This is a genomic window from Halomonas sp. BN3-1 (genome assembly GCF_003056325.1).
GTDB classification, from domain to species: Bacteria; Pseudomonadota; Gammaproteobacteria; order Pseudomonadales; family Halomonadaceae; genus Halomonas; species Halomonas litopenaei.
In genome coordinates this window covers 604,832-623,657 of sequence record NZ_PYVV01000001.1, presented here as the reverse complement: position 1 = coordinate 623,657, position 18,826 = coordinate 604,832, and the positions used below count along the sequence as shown (strand labels likewise).

At 65.8% G+C, this 18,826-nt stretch carries 15 protein-coding genes; 9 read left to right on the top strand and 6 right to left on the bottom strand.

Annotation, left to right across the window (positions count from 1 at the left end; translation table 11 throughout):
- Nucleotides 1-122 precede the first annotated feature (122 nt).
- The 4 genes from C9F12_RS02520 to C9F12_RS02505 all read left to right on the top strand — a co-directional run bounded on the left by C9F12_RS02520 (nt 123) and on the right by C9F12_RS02505 (nt 4,063).
- Nucleotides 123-1,097 carry a TRAP transporter substrate-binding protein gene (locus tag C9F12_RS02520; protein WP_045994306.1) on the top strand — a complete coding sequence of 325 codons (975 nt, stop codon included), beginning with the start codon at nt 123-125 and terminating at the stop codon, nt 1,095-1,097.
- 140 nt (nt 1,098-1,237) lie between these two features.
- Entirely contained in the window at nt 1,238-1,750 is a 513-nt protein-coding gene (locus C9F12_RS02515; RefSeq protein ID WP_108133748.1) for a TRAP transporter small permease, read from the top strand.
- 6 nt (nt 1,751-1,756) lie between these two features.
- Complete coding sequence (locus C9F12_RS02510; RefSeq protein ID WP_108447856.1) at nt 1,757-3,049, top strand: TRAP transporter large permease; 1,293 nt, start codon at nt 1,757-1,759, stop codon at nt 3,047-3,049.
- A 63-nt stretch (nt 3,050-3,112) separates the two neighbouring features.
- Entirely contained in the window at nt 3,113-4,063 is a 951-nt protein-coding gene (locus C9F12_RS02505) for an NAD(P)-dependent oxidoreductase (RefSeq protein ID WP_108133750.1), read from the top strand.
- Between the two features lie 61 nt (nt 4,064-4,124).
- Here C9F12_RS02505 and C9F12_RS02500 read toward each other — a convergent pair whose 3' ends face one another.
- Nucleotides 4,125-4,826: a DUF938 domain-containing protein gene (locus C9F12_RS02500; protein WP_108447855.1), complete on the bottom strand. Its 702-nt coding sequence runs from the start codon at nt 4,824-4,826 to the stop codon at nt 4,125-4,127.
- A gap of 167 nt (nt 4,827-4,993) precedes the next feature.
- Between C9F12_RS02500 and hutC the strand changes: the two genes are divergently transcribed.
- Nucleotides 4,994-5,701 (top strand): histidine utilization repressor, encoded by a 708-nt coding sequence (gene hutC, locus C9F12_RS02495; RefSeq protein WP_108447854.1) that lies wholly within the window; start codon nt 4,994-4,996, stop codon nt 5,699-5,701.
- 85 nt (nt 5,702-5,786) lie between these two features.
- Here hutC and C9F12_RS02490 read toward each other — a convergent pair whose 3' ends face one another.
- The gene (locus tag C9F12_RS02490; protein ID WP_045994312.1) at nt 5,787-7,109 is read right to left on the bottom strand and encodes a YjiH family protein; all 1,323 of its coding nucleotides are present in this window, start codon (nt 7,107-7,109) and stop codon (nt 5,787-5,789) included.
- A gap of 705 nt (nt 7,110-7,814) precedes the next feature.
- Here C9F12_RS02490 and hutI point away from each other — a divergent pair.
- The 3 genes from hutI to hutU all read left to right on the top strand — a co-directional run bounded on the left by hutI (nt 7,815) and on the right by hutU (nt 11,844).
- Complete coding sequence (gene hutI, locus C9F12_RS02485; RefSeq protein WP_045994313.1) at nt 7,815-9,026, top strand: imidazolonepropionase; 1,212 nt, start codon at nt 7,815-7,817, stop codon at nt 9,024-9,026.
- Between the two features lie 106 nt (nt 9,027-9,132).
- The gene (hutG, locus tag C9F12_RS02480; protein WP_205254610.1) at nt 9,133-10,116 is read left to right on the top strand and encodes a formimidoylglutamase; all 984 of its coding nucleotides are present in this window, start codon (nt 9,133-9,135) and stop codon (nt 10,114-10,116) included.
- Nucleotides 10,117-10,152: 36 nt separating this feature from the next.
- Nucleotides 10,153-11,844 carry a urocanate hydratase gene (gene hutU, locus C9F12_RS02475; RefSeq protein WP_108447853.1) on the top strand — a complete coding sequence of 564 codons (1,692 nt, stop codon included), beginning with the start codon at nt 10,153-10,155 and terminating at the stop codon, nt 11,842-11,844.
- 213 nt (nt 11,845-12,057) lie between these two features.
- Here hutU and C9F12_RS02470 read toward each other — a convergent pair whose 3' ends face one another.
- The 3 genes from C9F12_RS02470 to hrpB all read right to left on the bottom strand — a co-directional run bounded on the left by C9F12_RS02470 (nt 12,058) and on the right by hrpB (nt 16,281).
- Nucleotides 12,058-12,525 carry a YchJ family protein gene (locus tag C9F12_RS02470; protein ID WP_108447852.1) on the bottom strand — a complete coding sequence of 156 codons (468 nt, stop codon included), beginning with the start codon at nt 12,523-12,525 and terminating at the stop codon, nt 12,058-12,060.
- Nucleotides 12,526-12,633: 108 nt separating this feature from the next.
- Nucleotides 12,634-13,566, bottom strand: a complete 933-nt coding sequence (locus C9F12_RS02465) for a glutaminase (protein ID WP_205254609.1) — start codon at nt 13,564-13,566, stop codon at nt 12,634-12,636.
- Between the two features lie 132 nt (nt 13,567-13,698).
- Nucleotides 13,699-16,281: an ATP-dependent helicase HrpB gene (gene hrpB / locus C9F12_RS02460; protein ID WP_108447850.1), complete on the bottom strand. Its 2,583-nt coding sequence runs from the start codon at nt 16,279-16,281 to the stop codon at nt 13,699-13,701.
- A 314-nt stretch (nt 16,282-16,595) separates the two neighbouring features.
- Here hrpB and C9F12_RS02455 point away from each other — a divergent pair, with 314 nt between their 5' ends.
- The gene (locus C9F12_RS02455; protein WP_240184142.1) at nt 16,596-18,023 is read left to right on the top strand and encodes an NCS2 family permease; all 1,428 of its coding nucleotides are present in this window, start codon (nt 16,596-16,598) and stop codon (nt 18,021-18,023) included.
- A gap of 22 nt (nt 18,024-18,045) precedes the next feature.
- Here C9F12_RS02455 and C9F12_RS02450 read toward each other — a convergent pair whose 3' ends face one another.
- Nucleotides 18,046-18,717: a TetR/AcrR family transcriptional regulator gene (locus C9F12_RS02450; RefSeq protein ID WP_108447849.1), complete on the bottom strand. Its 672-nt coding sequence runs from the start codon at nt 18,715-18,717 to the stop codon at nt 18,046-18,048.
- Nucleotides 18,718-18,826: the final 109 nt, after the last annotated feature.

Below are 18,826 nucleotides of genomic sequence, written 5' to 3'. Positions count from 1 at the left end.
ACCAAAGTATGGGTAGCGCTACCATCTTAATGGTAGCGCTACCCATGCAATGTCGACTACCTTTCGACTACGCCTCGACGCAACAGCGTCGTCGGACGATACGCCCCGAGGAGACAACGACAATGAACGCACGCAGCCTCACCCCCCTTGCCCTGGTCACCGCCATCTCGCTCGGCGCCGCCGGCACCGCCGCCGCCGAAGACCTGGCCATCGCCATCCACACCGACCCGTCCCACGCCATGTTCAAGATCGGCGAGCGCCTCAAGGACACCATCGAGAGCGAGTCCGATGGCGAGCTGACGGTGACCCTTCTCGGCACCGAGGTCGGTGGCGAGCGCGACCACCTGGAAGGCGCCAGCTACGGCGAGTACGCCATCGCCCTCGGTGGCTCCATGCCGATGACCCTGTATGCCCCCGAGTTTGCCGCCGCCGACCTGCCCTTCGTCTACGACTCCAGTGACCAGGCCCGCAAGATCTACGAAGGCGAGATCGGCGAGGCGCTGAATCAGAGCCTGATCGCCAAGGGCAACATGCGCCTGGTGGGCCTGTCGGCACGCAACCCCCGCAACCTGACCTCAAAGACCCCGGTCAAGACCCCGGAGGACGTCAGCGAGGTGCGCATGCGCGTGCCGGAGATCGCGCCCTGGGTCGCGGTATGGGGCGAGATCGGCGCACTGCCGAGCCCGATTGCCTGGCCGGAGGTCTACACCTCGCTGCAGACCGGCGTCATCGACATGCAGGAAAACCCGGTGGACAACATCTACGCCGGCAAGCTGTTCGAGGTGCAGGACTATGTCAGCCGCACCGAACACGTCTACTCGTTCTTCCACTGGCTGATGAACGAAGACGTCTATCAGGAACTGTCCGACGAACACCGTGACATCGTCCTGTCCGCCATCGACGACGCCACGACCTGGGGCGATCAACTGGTCAGCGATGGTCAGGCGGAGCTGTTTGAAAAACTCAAGGAAGAAGGCATGGAGGTGGTCGAGCCCGATGTCGCCGCCTTCCGTCAGGCCGCGCGCCCCGCCGTGGAAGAGATCGCCCAGGACTACGACCCGGCCGTTCGTGACTATGTGCTGTCACTGATCCAGTAAGTCCGAGGCGGCGCGAGCCTTTGAGGCCTTGGCGCCTCGAGGGTTGGCACAGCATCTGACCGTCCCACGGGGCCTCGCCGACCGAGGCCCCCTCCCTTGAGTCAAGTCCCCGCCACCCGGCGGGGGCAACGGAGTGTCCGATGACCTCATCTCCTACCCTGTCCCGGGCACTGGGTGCTTTCTGGTGGTTGTTGACCACCGTGGTAGTCGGTGCCTTCGGCCTGATGCTGCTGGTCATGGCCATTCAGGTAATCGCACGCTATGCCCTCGGTGTCGCGGTGCCCTGGACCGACGAGGTTTCCCGCTATCTGTTCCTGGCGGAGATCTTTCTCGGTTCGGTGCTGGCACTGCGCTACCAGGAACACATCCGCATCACCGTCGTCACCGACCTGCTGCCAGCGGGCGCCCAGCGCTGGGCGGCGGTCGCCGCCGACGCCATCAGCATCCTGGTGCTTCTGATGATCATGGGGGGCGCCTTCAACATGATGGAGCGCACCGCCGGCATCTTCGCCAGCACCTTCGACATGAGCTTTTCCTACCTGTACCTGATGCAGCTGGTCGCTGCCGGCCTGATGGCACTGCTGCTGGTGGAGGACCTCGTCGTTCGTCTGCGCGGCAAGCCTCCCAACTTGCCTGACGAACCCAAGGAGTAAGACACCATGGAAATCTTTGCCATCATGTTCGTCGGCCTGATCGTGCTGCTGATGCTGGGGGTGCCGGTCGCCTTTGCGATGATCGCCTCATCGGCGGCGGTGCTGGCCTATACCCGTGGCTTCGCCGAGATCCCGCTGGAGATGATCGCCCAGCGCACCCTGTACGGCGTCAACAGCTTCACCCTGCTGGCGATTCCCGCCTTTCTGCTGATCGGCCGGCTGATGAACTCCGCCGGCATCTCTGATCGGGTGTTCGACGTGGCGCGCTGCGCCGTGGGTCACCTCAAGGGCGGGCTCGGCCACGTCAACGTGCTGGCCAGCATGCTGTTTGCCGGCATGTCGGGCTCGGCGGTGGCCGATGCTGGCGGGCTTGGCGCGGTGGAGATCAAGGCCATGGAAGACGATGGCTTTCCCACCGACTTCAGCGCCGCGGTCACCGCCAGTTCCGCCACCATCGGGCCGATCATCCCGCCCAGCATTCCGGCGGTCATCTATGGCGCCCTGGCCAACGCCTCCATCGCCGCGATCTTTCTCGGCTCCATCCTGCCGGGCCTGTTCATGGGTGCCGGCCTGATGGTGATGGTGGCGGTGATATCCCATCGTCGTGGCTACCCGACCCGGGCCCGCGCCACCATGGCCGAATTCACCCGTGCGCTATCGCGGGGGCTGTTGCCGATGTTGACCCCGGTGATCATCCTGGTCGGCATCCTGTCGGGGCTTTTCACTCCCACCGAGGCCTCGGTGGTGGCGCTGCTCTACTGCATGATCATCTCGTTCTGCGTCTATCGCTCGATCACCCTGCGCGAGTTCGTCCAGATCCTGCGTGATACCGCCATCGACACCTCGGTGCTGCTGCTGATCATCGCCGGCAGCGCGCTCTATAGCTGGATCCTGGCGCGCTATCAGGTCACCGCCCTGGTCGCCGACTTCCTGCTCGCCACGGTCAGCGATCCGATGCTGCTGCTTCTGCTGTTGAGCCTGTTCATCCTGCTGATCGGGCTGTTCATCGATTCGGTGCCGGCGCTGTTTCTGCTGACGCCGCTGCTGGTGCCGGTGGTGGTGCAGTACGGCATCGATCCGGTGCACTTCGGCGTGCTGATGATCTTCAACCTGATGATCGGGCTGATCACGCCACCGGTGGGCACGGTGCTGTTCGCCATCCAGAAGATCACCAACCTGCCCTTCAACACCCTGGTGCGGGCCACCCTGCCGTTCTACATCCCGCTGGTGGCGGTGCTGATCGTGATCACGCTGTTTCCGTCCATCGTGATGTTCCTCCCCAACCTCTTGCTCAAATGACGCCGCGACCGGGCAAGGCTCCAGGTCCTTGCCCGGCGGGCTTATCTCAATAGGAGTCATGCCATGGCTGTACTGATCACCGGTGGCCTCGGCCACGTCGGTTCCTGGGTCGCCACCCTGCTCGCCCGCCAGGGCAAGAAGGTCATCATCTGCGATATGGCCGCCCCCCACGTCGACCGCATGGGCCTCGACTATCTCGAGGAAGTGCGCGACAACGTCCACTTCGAAGCGGTGGATGTGCTCGACACCCACACCCTGTTCGAGACCTTTCTGCGCTATCGCGACGAGCTGGAAGGGGTCATACACGGCGTCTCGGTGATCGCCGGGCCAAGCTTCCAGACCCGCCCGTTCAAGCACCTGTCGATCAACGCCATGGGCACCCTGAACGTCTACGAGACCTGCCGGCTGCTGGGCATCGACAAGGTGGTCAACATGAGCTCCGGCGCGGTCTACGGCGACGCCGCCGGCCCCCAGGTCGAGACCATGCCCTACAAGGCCACCGACCTTTACGGCGCCACCAAGATTTCCGGCGAGCTCTACGGCGACCAGTACACGGCGACCTACGGCATGGATATCCGTCAGGCCCGACTGTTCTTCGTGTATGGCCCCGGCAAGCGCCCTTCCCACATGCACGCGGTCTACCAGGCGATGTTCGGGCCACTCGAAGGGCTACGCGATGTGCACCCGGACAACGGACGCGACCAGACCACCGACTGGACCCACGTCGAGGACACCGCGAGGGGCATCCTGGCGCTGTTCGATGCCGACAGCGTGCCTCACCGCCACTACAACATTTCCTGCGGTGTGCCGATCGCCCATCAGGACATCGTCGACAGCGTCACCGAACTGCTCGGCCACGACAGCGGCATGCGTCTGGGGCCTGGCCCCTTCGTGGTGCGTGGCAGCCCCCTGGACATCACCCGCGCGCGCACGGATCTGGGCTTCGAGCCGCGATTTACTGATATCCGCGAGGGACTCGAGGACTACCATCGCTGGCTCAAGAAGAACGCCTGAAACGACACGGCCGGCCTGTCAAAGGCCGGCCGCTCGCAGACGGGTCGATCCGCTTCCGCCATCACTGCCGACGGAACACCAGCGCCAGATTGTTGGCCGGCAGCTCGTGGATGGCCTCCCGGCTCAGGCCGTGCTCGGCGGCGACCTCGGTAACCTGCTCCAGGTCCCGCACGCCCCAGCGCGGGTCACGGCGCCTCAAGTCGGCGTCGAAGGCCGCATTGGACGGCGCGGTATGCTCACCACCACGTCGGTAGGGGCCGTACAGCAACAGCACGCCACCCGGCTTGAGGTGGGCCTGGGCCTTTGCCATCAGCGCAGGCGTCACTTCCCACGGCGAGATATGGATCAGATTGATCGCCACCAGGGCGTCAAAGGTGTCATCCGGCCAGGGCTCCAGCACGTCGCGGCGCACCGGCGCCAGCAGATTGCCGCCGCCTTGCGGCGCTTGCTCCGGCTCTCGCCCCGATGGCCCTGCCCGTTGCGCTTCGCTTTCGCCTTGCCTGTCAACCTCCGCTTCCCCTTGCCCATCTTCTGCTGCTGCAAGCGCGCGCCAGGCAGCGATGGACGCCAGCGCCGCCTCGGAAACGTCGCTCGGCTGCCATCGCCAGCCCGGCTGGCACTGCGTCATATAGAGTCCGTGCTCACCACTGCCGCTGGCGAGCTCCAGCACGCGGGCATGGCGTCCCAGGCACTGGCGCAGCACCGCGTGGATGGGCTCGCGATTGCGAAGCGCCGCTGGACTGGAGAGTCTCGCGTCGGACATGGGAAAACCTCACGGTAAACAAGGGGAGTAACAAGAGCGGCAATGGCCAAACGGATATAACGGAAGCATGGTAACGTCTGGCATCAACGGCTTGCGCAACGATGCCAAGCGATGATCGTCCCGGTACACTAGCAAAAGATACCCTTCATCTTCACCAAGGACGGCCCATGGCTCGACCCGCGCCTCGCTACCTCGAGATTCAACAGCACATCCTGGCCAAGATCCAGCGGGGGGAATGGCCCACCGACCATCGCATCCCGGGTGAGGAGCAGCTCGCGCTCGACTTCAACGTCAGTCGCATGACCGCCAACAAGGCCATCCGCGAACTGGTTCAGCGTGGCTATCTTACCCGCCAGCCGGGCGCAGGAACCTTCGTCACCGAACGCAAGGCGGAATCCTCGCTGATGGAGGTCCACAATATCGCCGAAGAGGTCCGTGGCCGCGGCCATCACTATCGGGCCAGGGTGCAGCGTGCCGAAGCGATCGACGCCAGTGAGGACATCGCGTTGCAACTGGGGGTCAAGCGAGGCAGCAAGGTCTTCCATACCCGCATCGTTCACCACGAAAACGACGAGCCCATCCAGCTCGAGATGCGCTACGTCAATCCCCGCCACGTGCCCGACTATCTGGACGCCGACTTCACGCTCACCACGCCCCATCAGGTGCTGATCCAAACCTGGCCGATCACCGATATCGAACACGTGGTCGAGGCCGTTTCGGCAGACACAGTACAGGCCGAGGAGCTGGCCATCTCCACCTCCCTCCCTTGCCTGCAGTTGCGGCGGCGCACCTGGTCAAATGACCTGCTCATCAGCTACGCCGTGTTGATCCACCCGGGAGATCGCTACAAGCTGCGCTCGGCGTGGAAGGACTGAGCGACGGACACAGCCTCCACCAATGCACGAGGGCCGGACAGTGATTGTCCGGCCCTCGTGCTTACGGCTACAGCGATCGACAAGGTTACTGCAGCAGCATGGCCGCCGGGATCGCCATTACCAGGGTGAGTGCCACCCGCACCGCCCATACCACCAGCATCTGCCATATCGTGATGGGAATCCGGGTAGCCAGCACGCAGGGAATGGACGCCGAGAAGAACAGGATGGACGACACCGACACCACGCCGGCGGCAAAGCGCGCCACGAAGTCGATTCCCGCGTCGCCACCGAGCAGCAGCGCCGGCAGGAACATCTCGGCCAGGCCCGCCGCGCTGGCCTGGGCCAGTTCCTGGGCATTGTCGATGCCGAAGATCGCCACCACCGGATAGAACAGCCAGCCCAGCCACTCGAACACCGGCGTGTACTTGGCCACCAGCAGTCCCAGCAGCCCCACCGACATGATCGACGGCAGGATGCTGATCGCCATCACCAGCCCTTCGGTCAGATTCTTGCGTACGCTGGATCCCAGCCGCGGCGCCTGCTCGGCCACCTTGATACCGGTGCGCCACGCCAGCGCCAGGCGATCCCCCTTCCGCGCTTCAGGTTCGCCGTCGGTCGCGGTGTTGTCCATGCCTGACAGCGGCCACAACCGCGCGGTCACCGCCGAGACAACGAAAGTGATCACCAGGGTGATCCAGAAGTAGGCGTTCCAGTAGTCCATCAGCCCCAGGGTCTTGGCGACGATGATCATGAAGGGCGCGGAGACGGTAGAGAAACCGGTGGCAATGATGGCCGCTTCTCGGGCCGAGTACTGGCCACCGGCGTAGGCACGGCTGGTGATCAACAGTCCGATCGAGTAGCTGCCGACAAAGGAGGCCACCGCGTCGATGGCGCTTCGACCCGGGGTACGCCACAGCGGGCGCATGACGGGCTGAACCAGGATGCCGATCAGCTCGAGTAGCCCATAGCTCAACAGCAGCGCCAGGAAGATGGCACCGATCGGCACGATCAGCCCCACCGGAATCACCAGCTTGTCGTAGAGAAAGGGCAGCATGTCCGGCTGATGCAGCAGTGCCGGACCGGCGGTGGTCATGGTCAACAGCGCCGCCACCACCCCCAGAAGCTTGAGCACGGTGAAGATCTTGTCGGTGAGACTGCGTCGCCAATCCCCCTTGATCAACGGATAGGCCGCGCCGGCGATGATCAGCGCCAGGGCGTAGAACCTCGCCCAGTCACCGAGCCCGGCCCGGGCCGCGGTCACCAGATGATCCAGCGGAATCGTGGTTCGACCTTCCCAGGCAACCGGAACAAAGAAGATGAAGATGCCGATGGCGCTGGGCACCAACAGCTTGAACAACAGCAGGCCGAGGGGTGTCTGGCCTACCGAGGAACCAGGAGTCGTCGCCATGAAGGGAACCTCGTCGAAGTGTGAACCAACTCGTAAGTGTCAACTTGTTTGTATATACATTTCAACCGCTATAGTGGCAAAGCACTCCCCCACAGCGCCTTTAGACGATGGTCTAATACGCCACAAACTTCTCCTCAGATTCGTTCGTTAAACGGCGTTGTCACGCTCCGCTACACCTCTTTCCTGCAGCGTCGCAGATAGGCCGCCGGTCAGGGCGTCAGACGAACCGGCAAGGACTCCAGAATCACACTTTCCTGTATATACATGATGCTGTCGAACGATCCCGTTGGGCACCCGACGCCTCCCGCGCGTGCTCGAAACGCTCTCGGGTCCCTCGGCGACTCGGGGTTCAGAAAAGCCGGTAACGATCCCGCGGCCAAGACGGGGTGCACTCGGCCTAGCCGACCTGCGCTCCCCCGGGGCGATGCTTCAGAGAGGACAGGCCTGGTGCATCCGCGACCCTGTATATACTTTTATCGAAGCAATCCGTCGAGATTTCACGCCTATCCGCGCACTACGACCATGGTCTATTGATGCGTCACGGCCTGAAAGCGAGCCCATAAAACGCCTGCAAGCCGCTGTTTCAACAACCATCCATCAGGCCCGACCCAAGGGTCGGGCGATGCATCACTGGCGACTCGGCGGCTTGACGAAATGGCTTGAAGGCATTATTTGTATATACATTACCCGACACGGAGCATCCCCATGTCCGAGCAATCCAAGCGCCTGCTGTGGCGCGATCTGGCGATCTTCGACGGACTGACCACCCTGCCCGAGCGTCACTGGGTAGCGGTCGAGGATGGACGGATCTGCGCCCTGGGCACCATGCAGACCCTTGACCCGAGTCAACATCGCGACGCCGTCGACATGGGGCAAGGCGGCGTCATGACGCCTGGCCTGATCGACTGCCATACCCACCTGGTCTTCGGCGGGCAGCGCAGCGACGAATTCGAGCTGCGCCTGCAAGGCGCCTCCTACGAAGAGATCGCACGTCGCGGTGGCGGCATCCTGGGCACCGTTACGGCAACCCGGGAAGCCGACGAATCGGCCCTGTTCGACGCCGCTGCAAAGCGTCTCACGTCGATGATCGAGGACGGCGTGACCAGCGTCGAAATCAAGTCCGGCTACGGCCTGACCCTGGCCGACGAACTGAAGATGCTGCGGGTGGCGCGACGTCTCGGCGAGCAACTGCCCGTTCGCGTCACTACCACCCTGCTGGCCGCCCATGCCCTGCCACCGGAGTATGCAGGCGACGCCGATGGCTACATCGAGCTGGTGTGCAACCAGATCCTGCCGGCGGCCCACGCCGAGGGCCTGGTCGATGCGGTCGACGTGTTCTGCGAGCGCATCGCCTTCTCGAGCGAACAGTCCCGGCGCGTGTTCGAGGCGGCCAGGGCGCTTGACCTGCCGGTCAAGGCCCACGCCGAGCAGCTTTCGCTGTCCGGTGGCGCCGCCCTGGTGGCCCAGTTCCGAGGGTTATCCGCCGACCATATCGAGTACCTGGACGACGACGGCATCGCGGCGATGGCCGATGCCGGGACCGTCGGCGTCCTGCTGCCCGGTGCCTTCTACACCCTGCGTGAAACGCAGCACCCACCGATCGACGCCATGCGTCGTGCCGGCGTCGCCATGGCGGTGGCCTCGGACGCCAATCCGGGTACCTCGCCCATCGTGCTGCCGACCCTGATGCTGAACATGGCCTGCACCCTGCTGCGCCTGACGCCCCAGGAGGCACTGGCCGGCATGACCCGCCACGCCGCCCAGGCCATCGGCCAGCCAGACCTTGGACGTATCGCCGTCGGCGCCCCCGCCGACCTGTGCGTCTGGAACATCGATAGCCCGGCCGAACTGGCCTATGCCGTCCAGCCGGGACGGCTCAAGCATCGCCTGCTGGAGGGCGTATTGACCCATGGATGAGCAGCTCGCTTCCCCCTGGTCATCCATGACCCCGGCGGCTGACCCAGACACCATGCCGTCCAGCCGGGACGGCTCAAGCATCGCCTGCTGGAGGGCGTATTGACCCATGGATGAGCAGCTCGCTTCCCCCTCGTCTCCCACCCCGCCGCTGACCGAAGCGGACATGGGCATCTGGCAGGGGCGTACCGACCCCGAGCCCAACAGCGAGCGCTGGCACCAGCGCATCGCCGCCTACCGTTCCGGCGCCGAGCCTGGCGTCGTGGTGACGGGCTTTGCCAGCGATGCCGGTGTCGCCCGCAACAAGGGGCGGGTCGGAGCCGCCGATGGCCCCGCCGCCATTCGCCGCGCCCTCGCCCCCATGGCCTGGCACCGCGACGCCCCGGCCTACGATGCCGGCGACGTGCACTGCGTCGGCAATGGCCTCGAGGATGCCCAGGAGGCGCTGGGCGCGCGGGTGACCGAGATCCTCGACCAGGGCCACCAGCCGGTGGTGCTGGGCGGCGGTCACGAAGTCGCCTACGCCAGCTGGCGCGGCCTCTCCGAGCATCTGGACAAGGGCCACCGCAGGCCCACCGTGGCGATCATCAACCTGGACGCCCACTTCGACCTGCGCGACCCCAGCGAACAGACGTCTTCCGGCACGCCCTTCGCCCAGATCGCCGCCGACTGCGCCCGGCGTCGCTGGCCGTTCCGCTACGCCTGCCTCGGGGTCAGCCAGGCGGCCAACACCCGCGCCCTGTTTCACACCGCCAAGCGGCTCAAGTCGCTGGTGGTCGAGGATCGCGAGTTTCGCGATAGCCGCATCGCGTACATCAAGCGCGACGTGCAGCGTCTGGTAGCCGACTGCGATCACGTCTACCTGACCATCGACATGGATGTCTTCCCTGCAAGCGATGCCCCTGGCGTCAGCGCTCCTGCCTCGCGGGGCGTGATTCTGACCCACTTCGAGCCGATCCTCGAGTTCCTGCGTCGCTCGCGCAAGCTCCGCCTGATCGACATCGCCGAGGTCAACCCGGCGTATGACATCGACCAACGCACGGCGCGTCTCGCCGCCCGCCTGGTCCATCAACTTACCCGGTCCAACGCCTGACCGAGCCTTTTATTCCCTTTCACTACAGGTACCGACATGAACCAGATCACGCCCTCGCTGAACGACCGTCACGATCCTTCGCGCAAGATCGCCGCCCCCACCGGCACCGAGCTGTCGTGCAAGAGCTGGCTGACCGAAGCCGCCCTGCGCATGCTGATGAACAACCTCCACCCTGACGTCGCCGAGCGTCCCGAGGATCTGGTGGTGTACGGCGGCATCGGTCGCGCTGCCCGTACCTGGGAATGCTTCGACAAGATCGTCGAGGTGCTCAAGCGCCTGGAGGACGACCAGACCCTGCTGATCCAGTCCGGCAAGCCGGTGGCGGTGATCCCGACCCACAAGGACGCGCCGCGGGTACTGATCGCCAACTCCAACCTGGTGCCGGCCTGGGCCAACTGGGAGCACTTCAACGAGCTCGACAAGAAAGGACTGATGATGTACGGCCAGATGACCGCCGGGTCCTGGATCTACATCGGCTCCCAGGGCATCGTCCAGGGCACCTACGAGACCTTCGTCGAGGCAGGCCGTCAGCACTTCAACGGCGACCTCAAGGGCCGCTGGGTACTGACCGCCGGCCTCGGCGGCATGGGCGGCGCCCAGCCGCTGGCGGCGACCCTGGCCGGTGCCTGCTCGCTGAACATCGAGTGCCAGCAGACGAGCATCGACTTCCGTCTGCGTACCCGCTATCTGGACGAGCAGGCCAACGACCTGGACGACGCGCTCGAGCGCCTTGCCCGCTACACCAGTGAAGGCAAGGCCATCTCCATCGGTCTTTGCGCCAACGCCGCCGACGTCCTGCCGGAACTGGTCAAGCGCGGCGTCAAGCCGGACATGGTCACCGACCAGACCAGCGCCCATGATCCGCTGCACGGCTACCTGCCCTCTGGCTGGACCTGGGACGAGTACGTGGCCCGCGCCAAGAGCGAGCCTGACGCAGTGGTCAAGGCCGCCAAGGCGTCCATGGCGGTGCATGTGCGCGCCATGCTCGAGTTCCAGAAGATGGGTGTGCCGACCTTCGACTACGGCAACAACATCCGCCAGATGGCCCAGGAAGAAGGCGTCGAGAATGCCTTCGACTTCCCCGGCTTCGTCCCGGCCTACATTCGCCCGCTGTTCTGCCAGGGCATCGGCCCGTTCCGCTGGGTGGCGCTGTCCGGCGATCCGGAGGACATCTACAAGACCGACGCCAAGGTCAAGGAGCTGATCCCCGACGACGAGCACCTGCACCACTGGCTCGACATGGCCAAGGAGCGCATCAGCTTCCAGGGTCTGCCGGCGCGTATCTGCTGGGTCGGTCTGAAGGATCGCGCGCGCCTCGGCCGCGCCTTCAACGAGATGGTCAAGAACGGCGAACTCAAGGCGCCCATCGTCATCGGCCGTGACCACCTGGACTCCGGTTCCGTGGCCAGCCCCAACCGCGAGACCGAGTCCATGCTGGACGGCAGCGACGCGGTGTCCGACTGGCCGCTGCTCAACGCCCTGGCCAACACCGCAGGCGGCGCTACCTGGGTCTCGCTGCACCACGGCGGGGGTGTCGGCATGGGCTTCTCACAGCACGCCGGTGTAGTCATCGTCGCCGACGGTACCGACGAGGCCGATGCCCGCCTGGCCCGCGTCCTGCGCAACGACCCGGCAAGCGGCGTGATGCGCCATGCCGACGCCGGCTACGACATCGCCAAGCAGTGTGCCCGCGACAACGGCCTCGACCTGCCGATGCTCAAGGACTGACCAGGTGCCGGGCGCGGCCAGCCGCTGGCGCGCCCGACCCTGGCATCGAGGCGCCTTGTCCCTGAGCGCGCCTCCTGCCCGGGAGCGCCATGTAAAAAGCGCAGACGCCTGCACAAAGGCCGCCCCTCAGGCGGCCTTTATCGTGTACAACCGTGATTCACTTCGATGCCACTTGATACGTGCGCCGACGCCCCTGAAGCGGCCGGCGACGGGTCAGGCGCAGCACTGTTTGAACTTGCGCGCACTGCCACAGGGACAGGGATCGTTGCGTCCCGGCTTGAGTCGAGACACCCTGGCCTCGCCATCCAGATAGACCCAGCGCCCCTGGTAGCGAACAAAGCGCGAACGCTCTTCCAGCACGCCCCAGCGCTGGCGCCCTCTCGGACCCTCGGCATAGGTCGCACGAAACTGCACCCAGCCCTGATCGCCTGTTTCACCGCTATCGAGTATCTCGAGACGCTTCCAGCGGGTATCGTCGTCACCGCCCAGTTGCGCCGGGCAACTGTCCGGGTGCCAGCTATGGCGCAGGTAGTCCTCGAGCCCGAGGGCGAAGGCCGCAAAGCGCGAGCGCATCAGCGCCTCAGGCGAACCTGCGTTCTCGCCCTGGTGCAGCAGACCACAGCAGTGCTCGAGGACCAGGCCACTGCCGCAGGGGCAGCGGGTGGATGACGTTGTAGTCAAGGTGCGGCTCTCCTCTCATCTACCTTGCGCTTTGCCACAGCGCGGGCCTTGTACGAACACCCGACGTAGGTGGCAACGCTTTAAACAGACTGCCGACCTGTAGCGGCCTCACGCAAATACCGACCAGCCGGTGGCCTTGGACAGCCCTTCCAGGGCAGCGGTGCCCTTGAGCGAATTGCCGTAGCGATCCAGGCCCGGCGACCACACCGCGATCGAGGCCACATTGGGCACCACCGCCATGATCCCGCCCCCGACACCGCTCTTGCCCGGGAAGCCGACCCGATAGGCGAAGTCCCCCGAGCCATCGTAGTGGCCGCAGGTCATCATCAACGCATTGATCGCCCGTACCCGCTCGAGCCCGATCATGCGCTGGCCCTCGAAGCCACCACACAGAAAGCGTGTGGCCCTGGCGAGCTGGGCGGTGGACATCTCGATGGCGCAGTGATGGAAGTAGGTGCCCAGCACCCGGTCACAGTCGTTGGTCAGGTTGCCGCAGGAACGCAGGAAGTAGGCCAGGGAGAAGTTGCGATCCCCGGTGGCATGCTCGGAGCGCGCCACCTGCTCGTTGATGTGGATGTCCTCGTCGCCGGAGGCCTCGCGCAGAAAGCGCAGAATCTCGCCGAGGGTATCGCGCGGCGCATTGCACCCGAGTACCGCGTCGGTGGTGACAATCGCCCCGGCGTTGATGAAGGGATTGCGGGGAATGCCCTCTTCCACCTCCAGCTGGACGATGGAGTTGAAGGCCCGGCCCGATGGCTCGCGCCCGACCCGCTGCCAAAGACCATCGCCGTGACGCCCCAGCGCCAGCGCCAGGGTGAAGACCTTCGACACGCTCTGGATCGAAAAGGCCTTGGCGGCGTCGCCGGCATGAAACTCCTGTCCATCCACGGTGCACACACTGATGGCGAACTGACGGGGATCGACGCAGGCAAGTTCGGGGATATAGCTTGCCACCTGGCCCCACTCGCCAGCCTGACGAGCCTCGCGATCCAGCCTCTCGACCAGCGCCTGCAGTTGTTCCGGCGTAAGGGTCTTTCCCATGAGCGTGATTCTTCCAGGAGCCTGACAAGGCTGGCGATGGTCGCCCCCTCCTTCGTGGCTGTCAACGCCGGTTCCCGGCCGGGGACAATCTCCCGGGCGACAGCGCCCGCTCAGGGCCCGCTCAGGGCCCGCTCAGCGCCCGCGCCGCTTGGTGCGCATGGTCGCCTCGGCGGCAAGCGGATCTTCTGGCCAGGGGTGCTTGGGGTAGCGGCCGCGGTTCTCCTTGCGCACCTCGGGGTAGACGTTGTGCCAGAAGCTTCGAAGGTCCATGGTCGTCGCCAGCGGCCGCCGCGCCGGGGACAGCAATTCCAGGCGTACCGGCACCCGCCCGTCGACGATACAGGGTGTGGCTTCGCAACCGAACAGGGCCTGCAATTTGGCGGCCAGCACCGGCACGATACGCGTGCCGTGCTCGTCGCCGTCGTCGACCTCACGCTCATAGCGCAAGGCCGCGCTGTCACCGCTTGGCAGCGCCAGCCGTCGCGGTGCCAGCTCGTCCAGCTGGCCCGCCAACGGCCACGGCAGACGTTCGCGCAACAGCCGTTCCCAGGGCAGCGCCAGCACCTGATCGAGCCGCGACAGGCCGTCCAGATGCGGACCGAGCCAGTCCTCGAGCTCGGCCATCAGGCTGGCGTCGTCAAGCTCCGGCCACTGGGGATCATGCGTCCGTCGCAACAGCGCTACCCGTCTTCTGAGCTGTTCTGCCGCCTCGTCCAGCGGCAGCGCCTCGCGCTGCCCCAGGGCGTCGAGCAGCGCCCTATGCCTGGCCTCTCGACTCGGCGGTCCTGCCAGGGGCTTGCGCTCCAGCACCACGGCATCGAGGGCGCGTACTCGCTCGCCTTCCAAGCGTCCCGCCGATGCGTTCCAGGCGACCCGCTCGGTCCAGTCGCCAAGTTCAGGAAAATGCGCCAGCAGCGCCGCCTCCTCGATCCGTACGCCACGGTAGAGCCGGGCCTCACGCTGGCGGCCGTCCAGGTCCACCGCGACCAGCAGGGGCGCATGGGCCAGGGGGTGATCGCTTGCCAGCGTCACCAGGCCACCGCCACGCAGGCGAAAGCGTCCGGGCGAAAGGTGCTGAGCGACACGGTCGGGGTAGGCACAGAGCAGAAGCTCGCCCAGGATTATTGAGGCGCCCGGCTCGCCTGTCCCACGCGGCTCGCCCATACGGGCCTTGTCCAGCGCCACCCCGGCGCGCTTGCACAGTCGCCGGGCCTCCCGCTGCCAGGCAGGGTCTGGCCTCGGCGACGACAACAGCGGTACGAACACCCGCTCCAGATCCGGCTCCCGCGAGGCGCCCTGACGACCCTCGAGCCAGGCAACCAGGGCGCAGGCCAGGGCCAGCGACGCCTCGCCGGCGCGGCTGGCTCGCTCCAGCATGGCGGCGAGCCGGGGATGCACCGGCCAGCGTCCGGCTGCCCGGCCCAGCGCGGTCAAGCCGCCGTCAGGCTCGACCAGCCCGAGGGACTGCAGCAGCCGACGCCCGCTATCCAGGGCCGCTGTCCCTGGCGAAGTCACCCAGGCAAGCGCGGACACGTCCTTGACGCCCCAGCGCGCGAGTTCGAAGGCCAGGCCGGACAGGTCTGCCTGGTGGATCTCCGGCTCGGCGTGGGGCGGCAGCGGCTGCTCTTCCGCCCACAGCCGATAGCAGCGTCCAGGCCCCTGGCGCCCTGCCCGCCCACGCCGCTGATCGGCGCTGGCTCGGTTGACACGGCGGGTCTCGAGACGCGAAAGCCCGGTACGCGGGCTGAACACCGGCACCCGCTCCAGTCCGGCATCGACCACGCTGCGCACGCCATCCACGGTGACGCTGGACTCGGCGATGGCGGTGGCCAGCACCACCCTGCGCCGGCCGTTCGGGTCAGGACGAAGGGCAGCGCGCTGCTGCTCGAGCGGCAAGCGTCCATGCAGCGGCAGTACCGCGATAGCCTCCAGCCGCTCGCCCAGCCAGCGCCCGAGACGTTCGATTTCGGCAACCCCAGGCAGGATCACCAGCACGTCACCGGCAGGATCACCACCACCCCTGGCATTGTCATCTCCGCCATGGGACACAGGATCGGACGCCTGCAGCGCCTCCATGACCACCCGGCCCTGCTGCTCTTCCGCCGAGGCGCGCTGGGACAGCTGCCGATACAGCGTCTGGACCGGATACTGCCGCCCCGGGCACTCGATCACCGCCACGTCCTGCCCCAGCACGCCTTGCATGGCGGCCACGTCCAGGGTGGCGGACATCACCACCAGGCGCAGGTCCTCGCGCAGCCCCTGCTGGACGTCGAGGGCCAGCGCCAGCCCCAGGTCGGCCTCCAGACTGCGTTCATGGAACTCGTCGAAGAGGATGCCGGTGACCCCCTCCAGCATGGGGTCGTGCTGCAGCATGCGCGACAGCACGCCCTGGGTGACGACTTCGAGGCGAGTCGTCGGGCCGACCCGGCTCTCGCCACGCATGCGGTATCCCACCGTCTCGCCCGGCCGCTCGCCCAGCAGCTCGGCCATGTGGCCCGCCGCCAGACGCGCCGCCACCCGACGAGGCTCCAGCAGCAGCAGACGCCCACGACCATCGTCGCCACCGCACCAGTCACAGTCCAGCAGGGCCAGCGGTACCCGAGTGGTCTTGCCGGCCCCGGGCTCGGCCACCAGCAGCGCCCGGTTGTGCTGTTCGAGCGCTGCGGTGAGCTGAGGCAGTCGGGCGTCGATGGGCAGGCTGGGCGGTGAAGACATCGGCTCGGGGGCTCCTCGGGCGGGTCGGGACGGGACTGGGCTGCACTGGACTGGACTGGACTGGACTGGACTGCACAAGCAAGGCAGCAATGCGCCGCCGATGATAGCACGCCGCTGCCCCATGGCCCGGCGGCAGCGTCCCCGCCCGAGGCCCGACTTGTATACACCAGCAACAACATTTTGTTGCCAGTAGATGACGTTTTTGTCTACGCTCTTCAAGCTGACCGAAAGGTCAGGTTTTTTAAGCGCGACGCCCGTCGCGGCATCGCCCAGACAATCGACAGCGGCCACTACAACGACAAGAGGACCCTGAGATGAGCGAGACCACGTCCACGCTTTCACCGCGCGACCGTCATCCGGCAGCCAGCGCGAGTCGCCCTGACGGCGACGACGGTACTCCGGATCAAACCAGCCAGGACGCCGTCGGCCGGCTTGCCTGGCTGGATCGCTACTTCAACGTCAGCCGCCGGGGCAGTTCGCTGAAGACCGAACTGCTGGCCGGGATCGCCACCTTTCTGGCGGGCATGTACATCATCGTGGTCAATCCAGCGGTGTTGTCGGACGCCGGCATTCCCTTCTCGGCGGCGCTGTCGGCCACAGTGGTCATCAGCTTTCTGAGCAGCCTGGCCATGGCGCTGTACGCGCGCAACCCCATCCTGGTGGCGCCCGGCATGGGCATGAACGCCCTGTTCACCTACACCCTGGTACTGGGGGCGGGCCTGTCCTGGGAGGTCGCACTCGGATGCGTGTTCTGGTCCGGTGTGATGTTCGCCGTACTGGCCATGTTCAACGTCCGCGAGGCGATCATCGACGCCATTCCGCCGTCGCTGCGCTACGCCATCACCTGCGGTATCGGCCTGTTCATCACCTTTATCGGGCTCAAGAACGCCGGCTTCATCGTGGCAAGCCCCGCCACCCTGGTGAGCCTGGGCAGCCTGGACGCAAGTCTCGCCACCTTCTTCATCGGACTGATCGTGACCGCCGTGCTGGTCATCCGCGGCTTCAACGGTGCCCTGATCCTCGGCATCGCCACCACCACCCTGCTGGCCGCTCCGATGGGGCGTCTGTGGGGTGACGAGGTGGTCGTGGCATGGCAGGGACTGGCCGCCTGGCCGGACTTCTCGGCGCTGGGTCAGGTCGACGTACTGGGGGCTCTCAAGGTCGCTTACCTGCCCTTTATCTTCGTGATGCTGTTCACCAACTTCTTCGATGCGCTGTCGTGCTTCATGGCGCTGTCGGAATCCGCGGGGCTCAAGGACGCCAAGGGCAACCCGCGCAACCTCAAGCGCTCGATGACGGTGGACGCCTTCGCCTCGATGATCGCCGCTCCGCTGGGCACCAGCGCCGCCCAGACCTTTATCGAGTCCGGCGCAGGGGTCGCCCAGGGCGGGCGCACCGGCCTGACCGCGCTGGTGATCGCGCTGCTGTTCCTGCCGTTTCTGTTCCTGTCGCCGCTGCTGTCGCTGGTGCCGGGCATCGCCACTTCGCCGGCGCTGGTGCTGGTGGGGCTGTTCATGATGGCCCCGGTGGGCAAGATCGACTGGGGACGCTTCGAGGAGGCCTTTCCTGCCTTTCTGGCGATCATCCTGATGCCGTTGACCTACTCGATCACCCTGGGCATCGCCTTCGGCTTCATGAGCTTCGTGCTGATCAAGCTGGCCACCGGCAAGTTCACCGAGATCAAACCCGCCATGTGGGTGTCCGCGGTGCTGTCCGCGATCATGCTGGTGACGGCGCAATAGGGTAAGCAAGCGCCACCGGGCCTCAGCCCCGTGGCGCCGACACCACCCCGCAGCCCTTCAAGACCACCTGGGTCAGAAAATCGGTGACCCGCTGCATATCGTCATCGGTGAAGTCGTCGTGGCCGGTGATGCCGGCGACCTGGCTTTGAAAGTCTGCGTAGTGCTGGGTCGCCGACCAGATCAGGAAGATCAGTGATACCGGGTCCACCGGGTCCATCAGGCCGCGCTCGGCCCACTGACGAAACACCTCGGCACGGCTTTCGACCCAGTCACGCAGCTCGCCACGCAGATAGTCCTGCAGAAAGGGGGCGCCCTGAAGGATCTCGCCGGCAAACAGGCGCGAGGCCTCGGGGTGGCGGCGAGACATCTCCATCTTCGAGCGGATAAAGGCACTGAGCACCTCGGCGGGATCATCATCCACCGAGATATCGTCGAGCATCATGTTCCAGCGCTCCATCACCCCTTCCAGCAGGCGAACGTACAGCGCCTTCTTGCTGCCCATGTAGTAGAGCACATTGGACTTGGGCAGCCCGGCTTCCTCGGCAATCAGCTTCAGGCTGGCGCCCCGATAGCCGTGACGCGAAAACACTCGCTCGGCGGCGTCGAGTATGTCGCGTTCGTTACGCTGGCGAATGGCACCAGCCTCCGCCTCCAGCGGCGCCTTCAGCGCCGTGTCATCAAGCTGTGAGCCCATGGTTATCCCGGTCGTCGAATCGCCCGCCACCGCCGGTTGCAGGTGGGTCGGCAAGGAGGAAAAGAGTGCCTGAACCCCACCGCTCTGGCAATTGGGCAAAGCGGCTAGC

Excerpts from the sequence above, each read along its gene's own strand:
- C9F12_RS02520 (WP_045994306.1), top strand. The coding sequence starts at position 123 with ATGAACGCACGCAGCCTCACCCCCCTTGCCCTGGTCACCGCCATCTCG.
- C9F12_RS02515 (WP_108133748.1), top strand. The coding sequence starts at position 1,238 with ATGACCTCATCTCCTACCCTGTCCCGGGCACTGGGTGCTTTCTGGTGG.
- C9F12_RS02510 (WP_108447856.1), top strand. The coding sequence starts at position 1,757 with ATGGAAATCTTTGCCATCATGTTCGTCGGCCTGATCGTGCTGCTGATG.
- C9F12_RS02505 (WP_108133750.1), top strand. The coding sequence starts at position 3,113 with ATGGCTGTACTGATCACCGGTGGCCTCGGCCACGTCGGTTCCTGGGTC.
- C9F12_RS02500 (WP_108447855.1), bottom strand. The coding sequence starts at position 4,826 with ATGTCCGACGCGAGACTCTCCAGTCCAGCGGCGCTTCGCAATCGCGAG.
- hutC (WP_108447854.1), top strand. The coding sequence starts at position 4,994 with ATGGCTCGACCCGCGCCTCGCTACCTCGAGATTCAACAGCACATCCTG.
- C9F12_RS02490 (WP_045994312.1), bottom strand. The coding sequence starts at position 7,109 with ATGGCGACGACTCCTGGTTCCTCGGTAGGCCAGACACCCCTCGGCCTG.
- hutI (WP_045994313.1), top strand. The coding sequence starts at position 7,815 with ATGTCCGAGCAATCCAAGCGCCTGCTGTGGCGCGATCTGGCGATCTTC.
- hutG (WP_205254610.1), top strand. The coding sequence starts at position 9,133 with ATGGATGAGCAGCTCGCTTCCCCCTCGTCTCCCACCCCGCCGCTGACC.
- hutU (WP_108447853.1), top strand. The coding sequence starts at position 10,153 with ATGAACCAGATCACGCCCTCGCTGAACGACCGTCACGATCCTTCGCGC.
- C9F12_RS02465 (WP_205254609.1), bottom strand. The coding sequence starts at position 13,566 with ATGGGAAAGACCCTTACGCCGGAACAACTGCAGGCGCTGGTCGAGAGG.
- hrpB (WP_108447850.1), bottom strand. The coding sequence starts at position 16,281 with ATGTCTTCACCGCCCAGCCTGCCCATCGACGCCCGACTGCCTCAGCTC.
- C9F12_RS02455 (WP_240184142.1), top strand. The coding sequence starts at position 16,596 with ATGAGCGAGACCACGTCCACGCTTTCACCGCGCGACCGTCATCCGGCA.
- C9F12_RS02450 (WP_108447849.1), bottom strand. The coding sequence starts at position 18,717 with ATGGGCTCACAGCTTGATGACACGGCGCTGAAGGCGCCGCTGGAGGCG.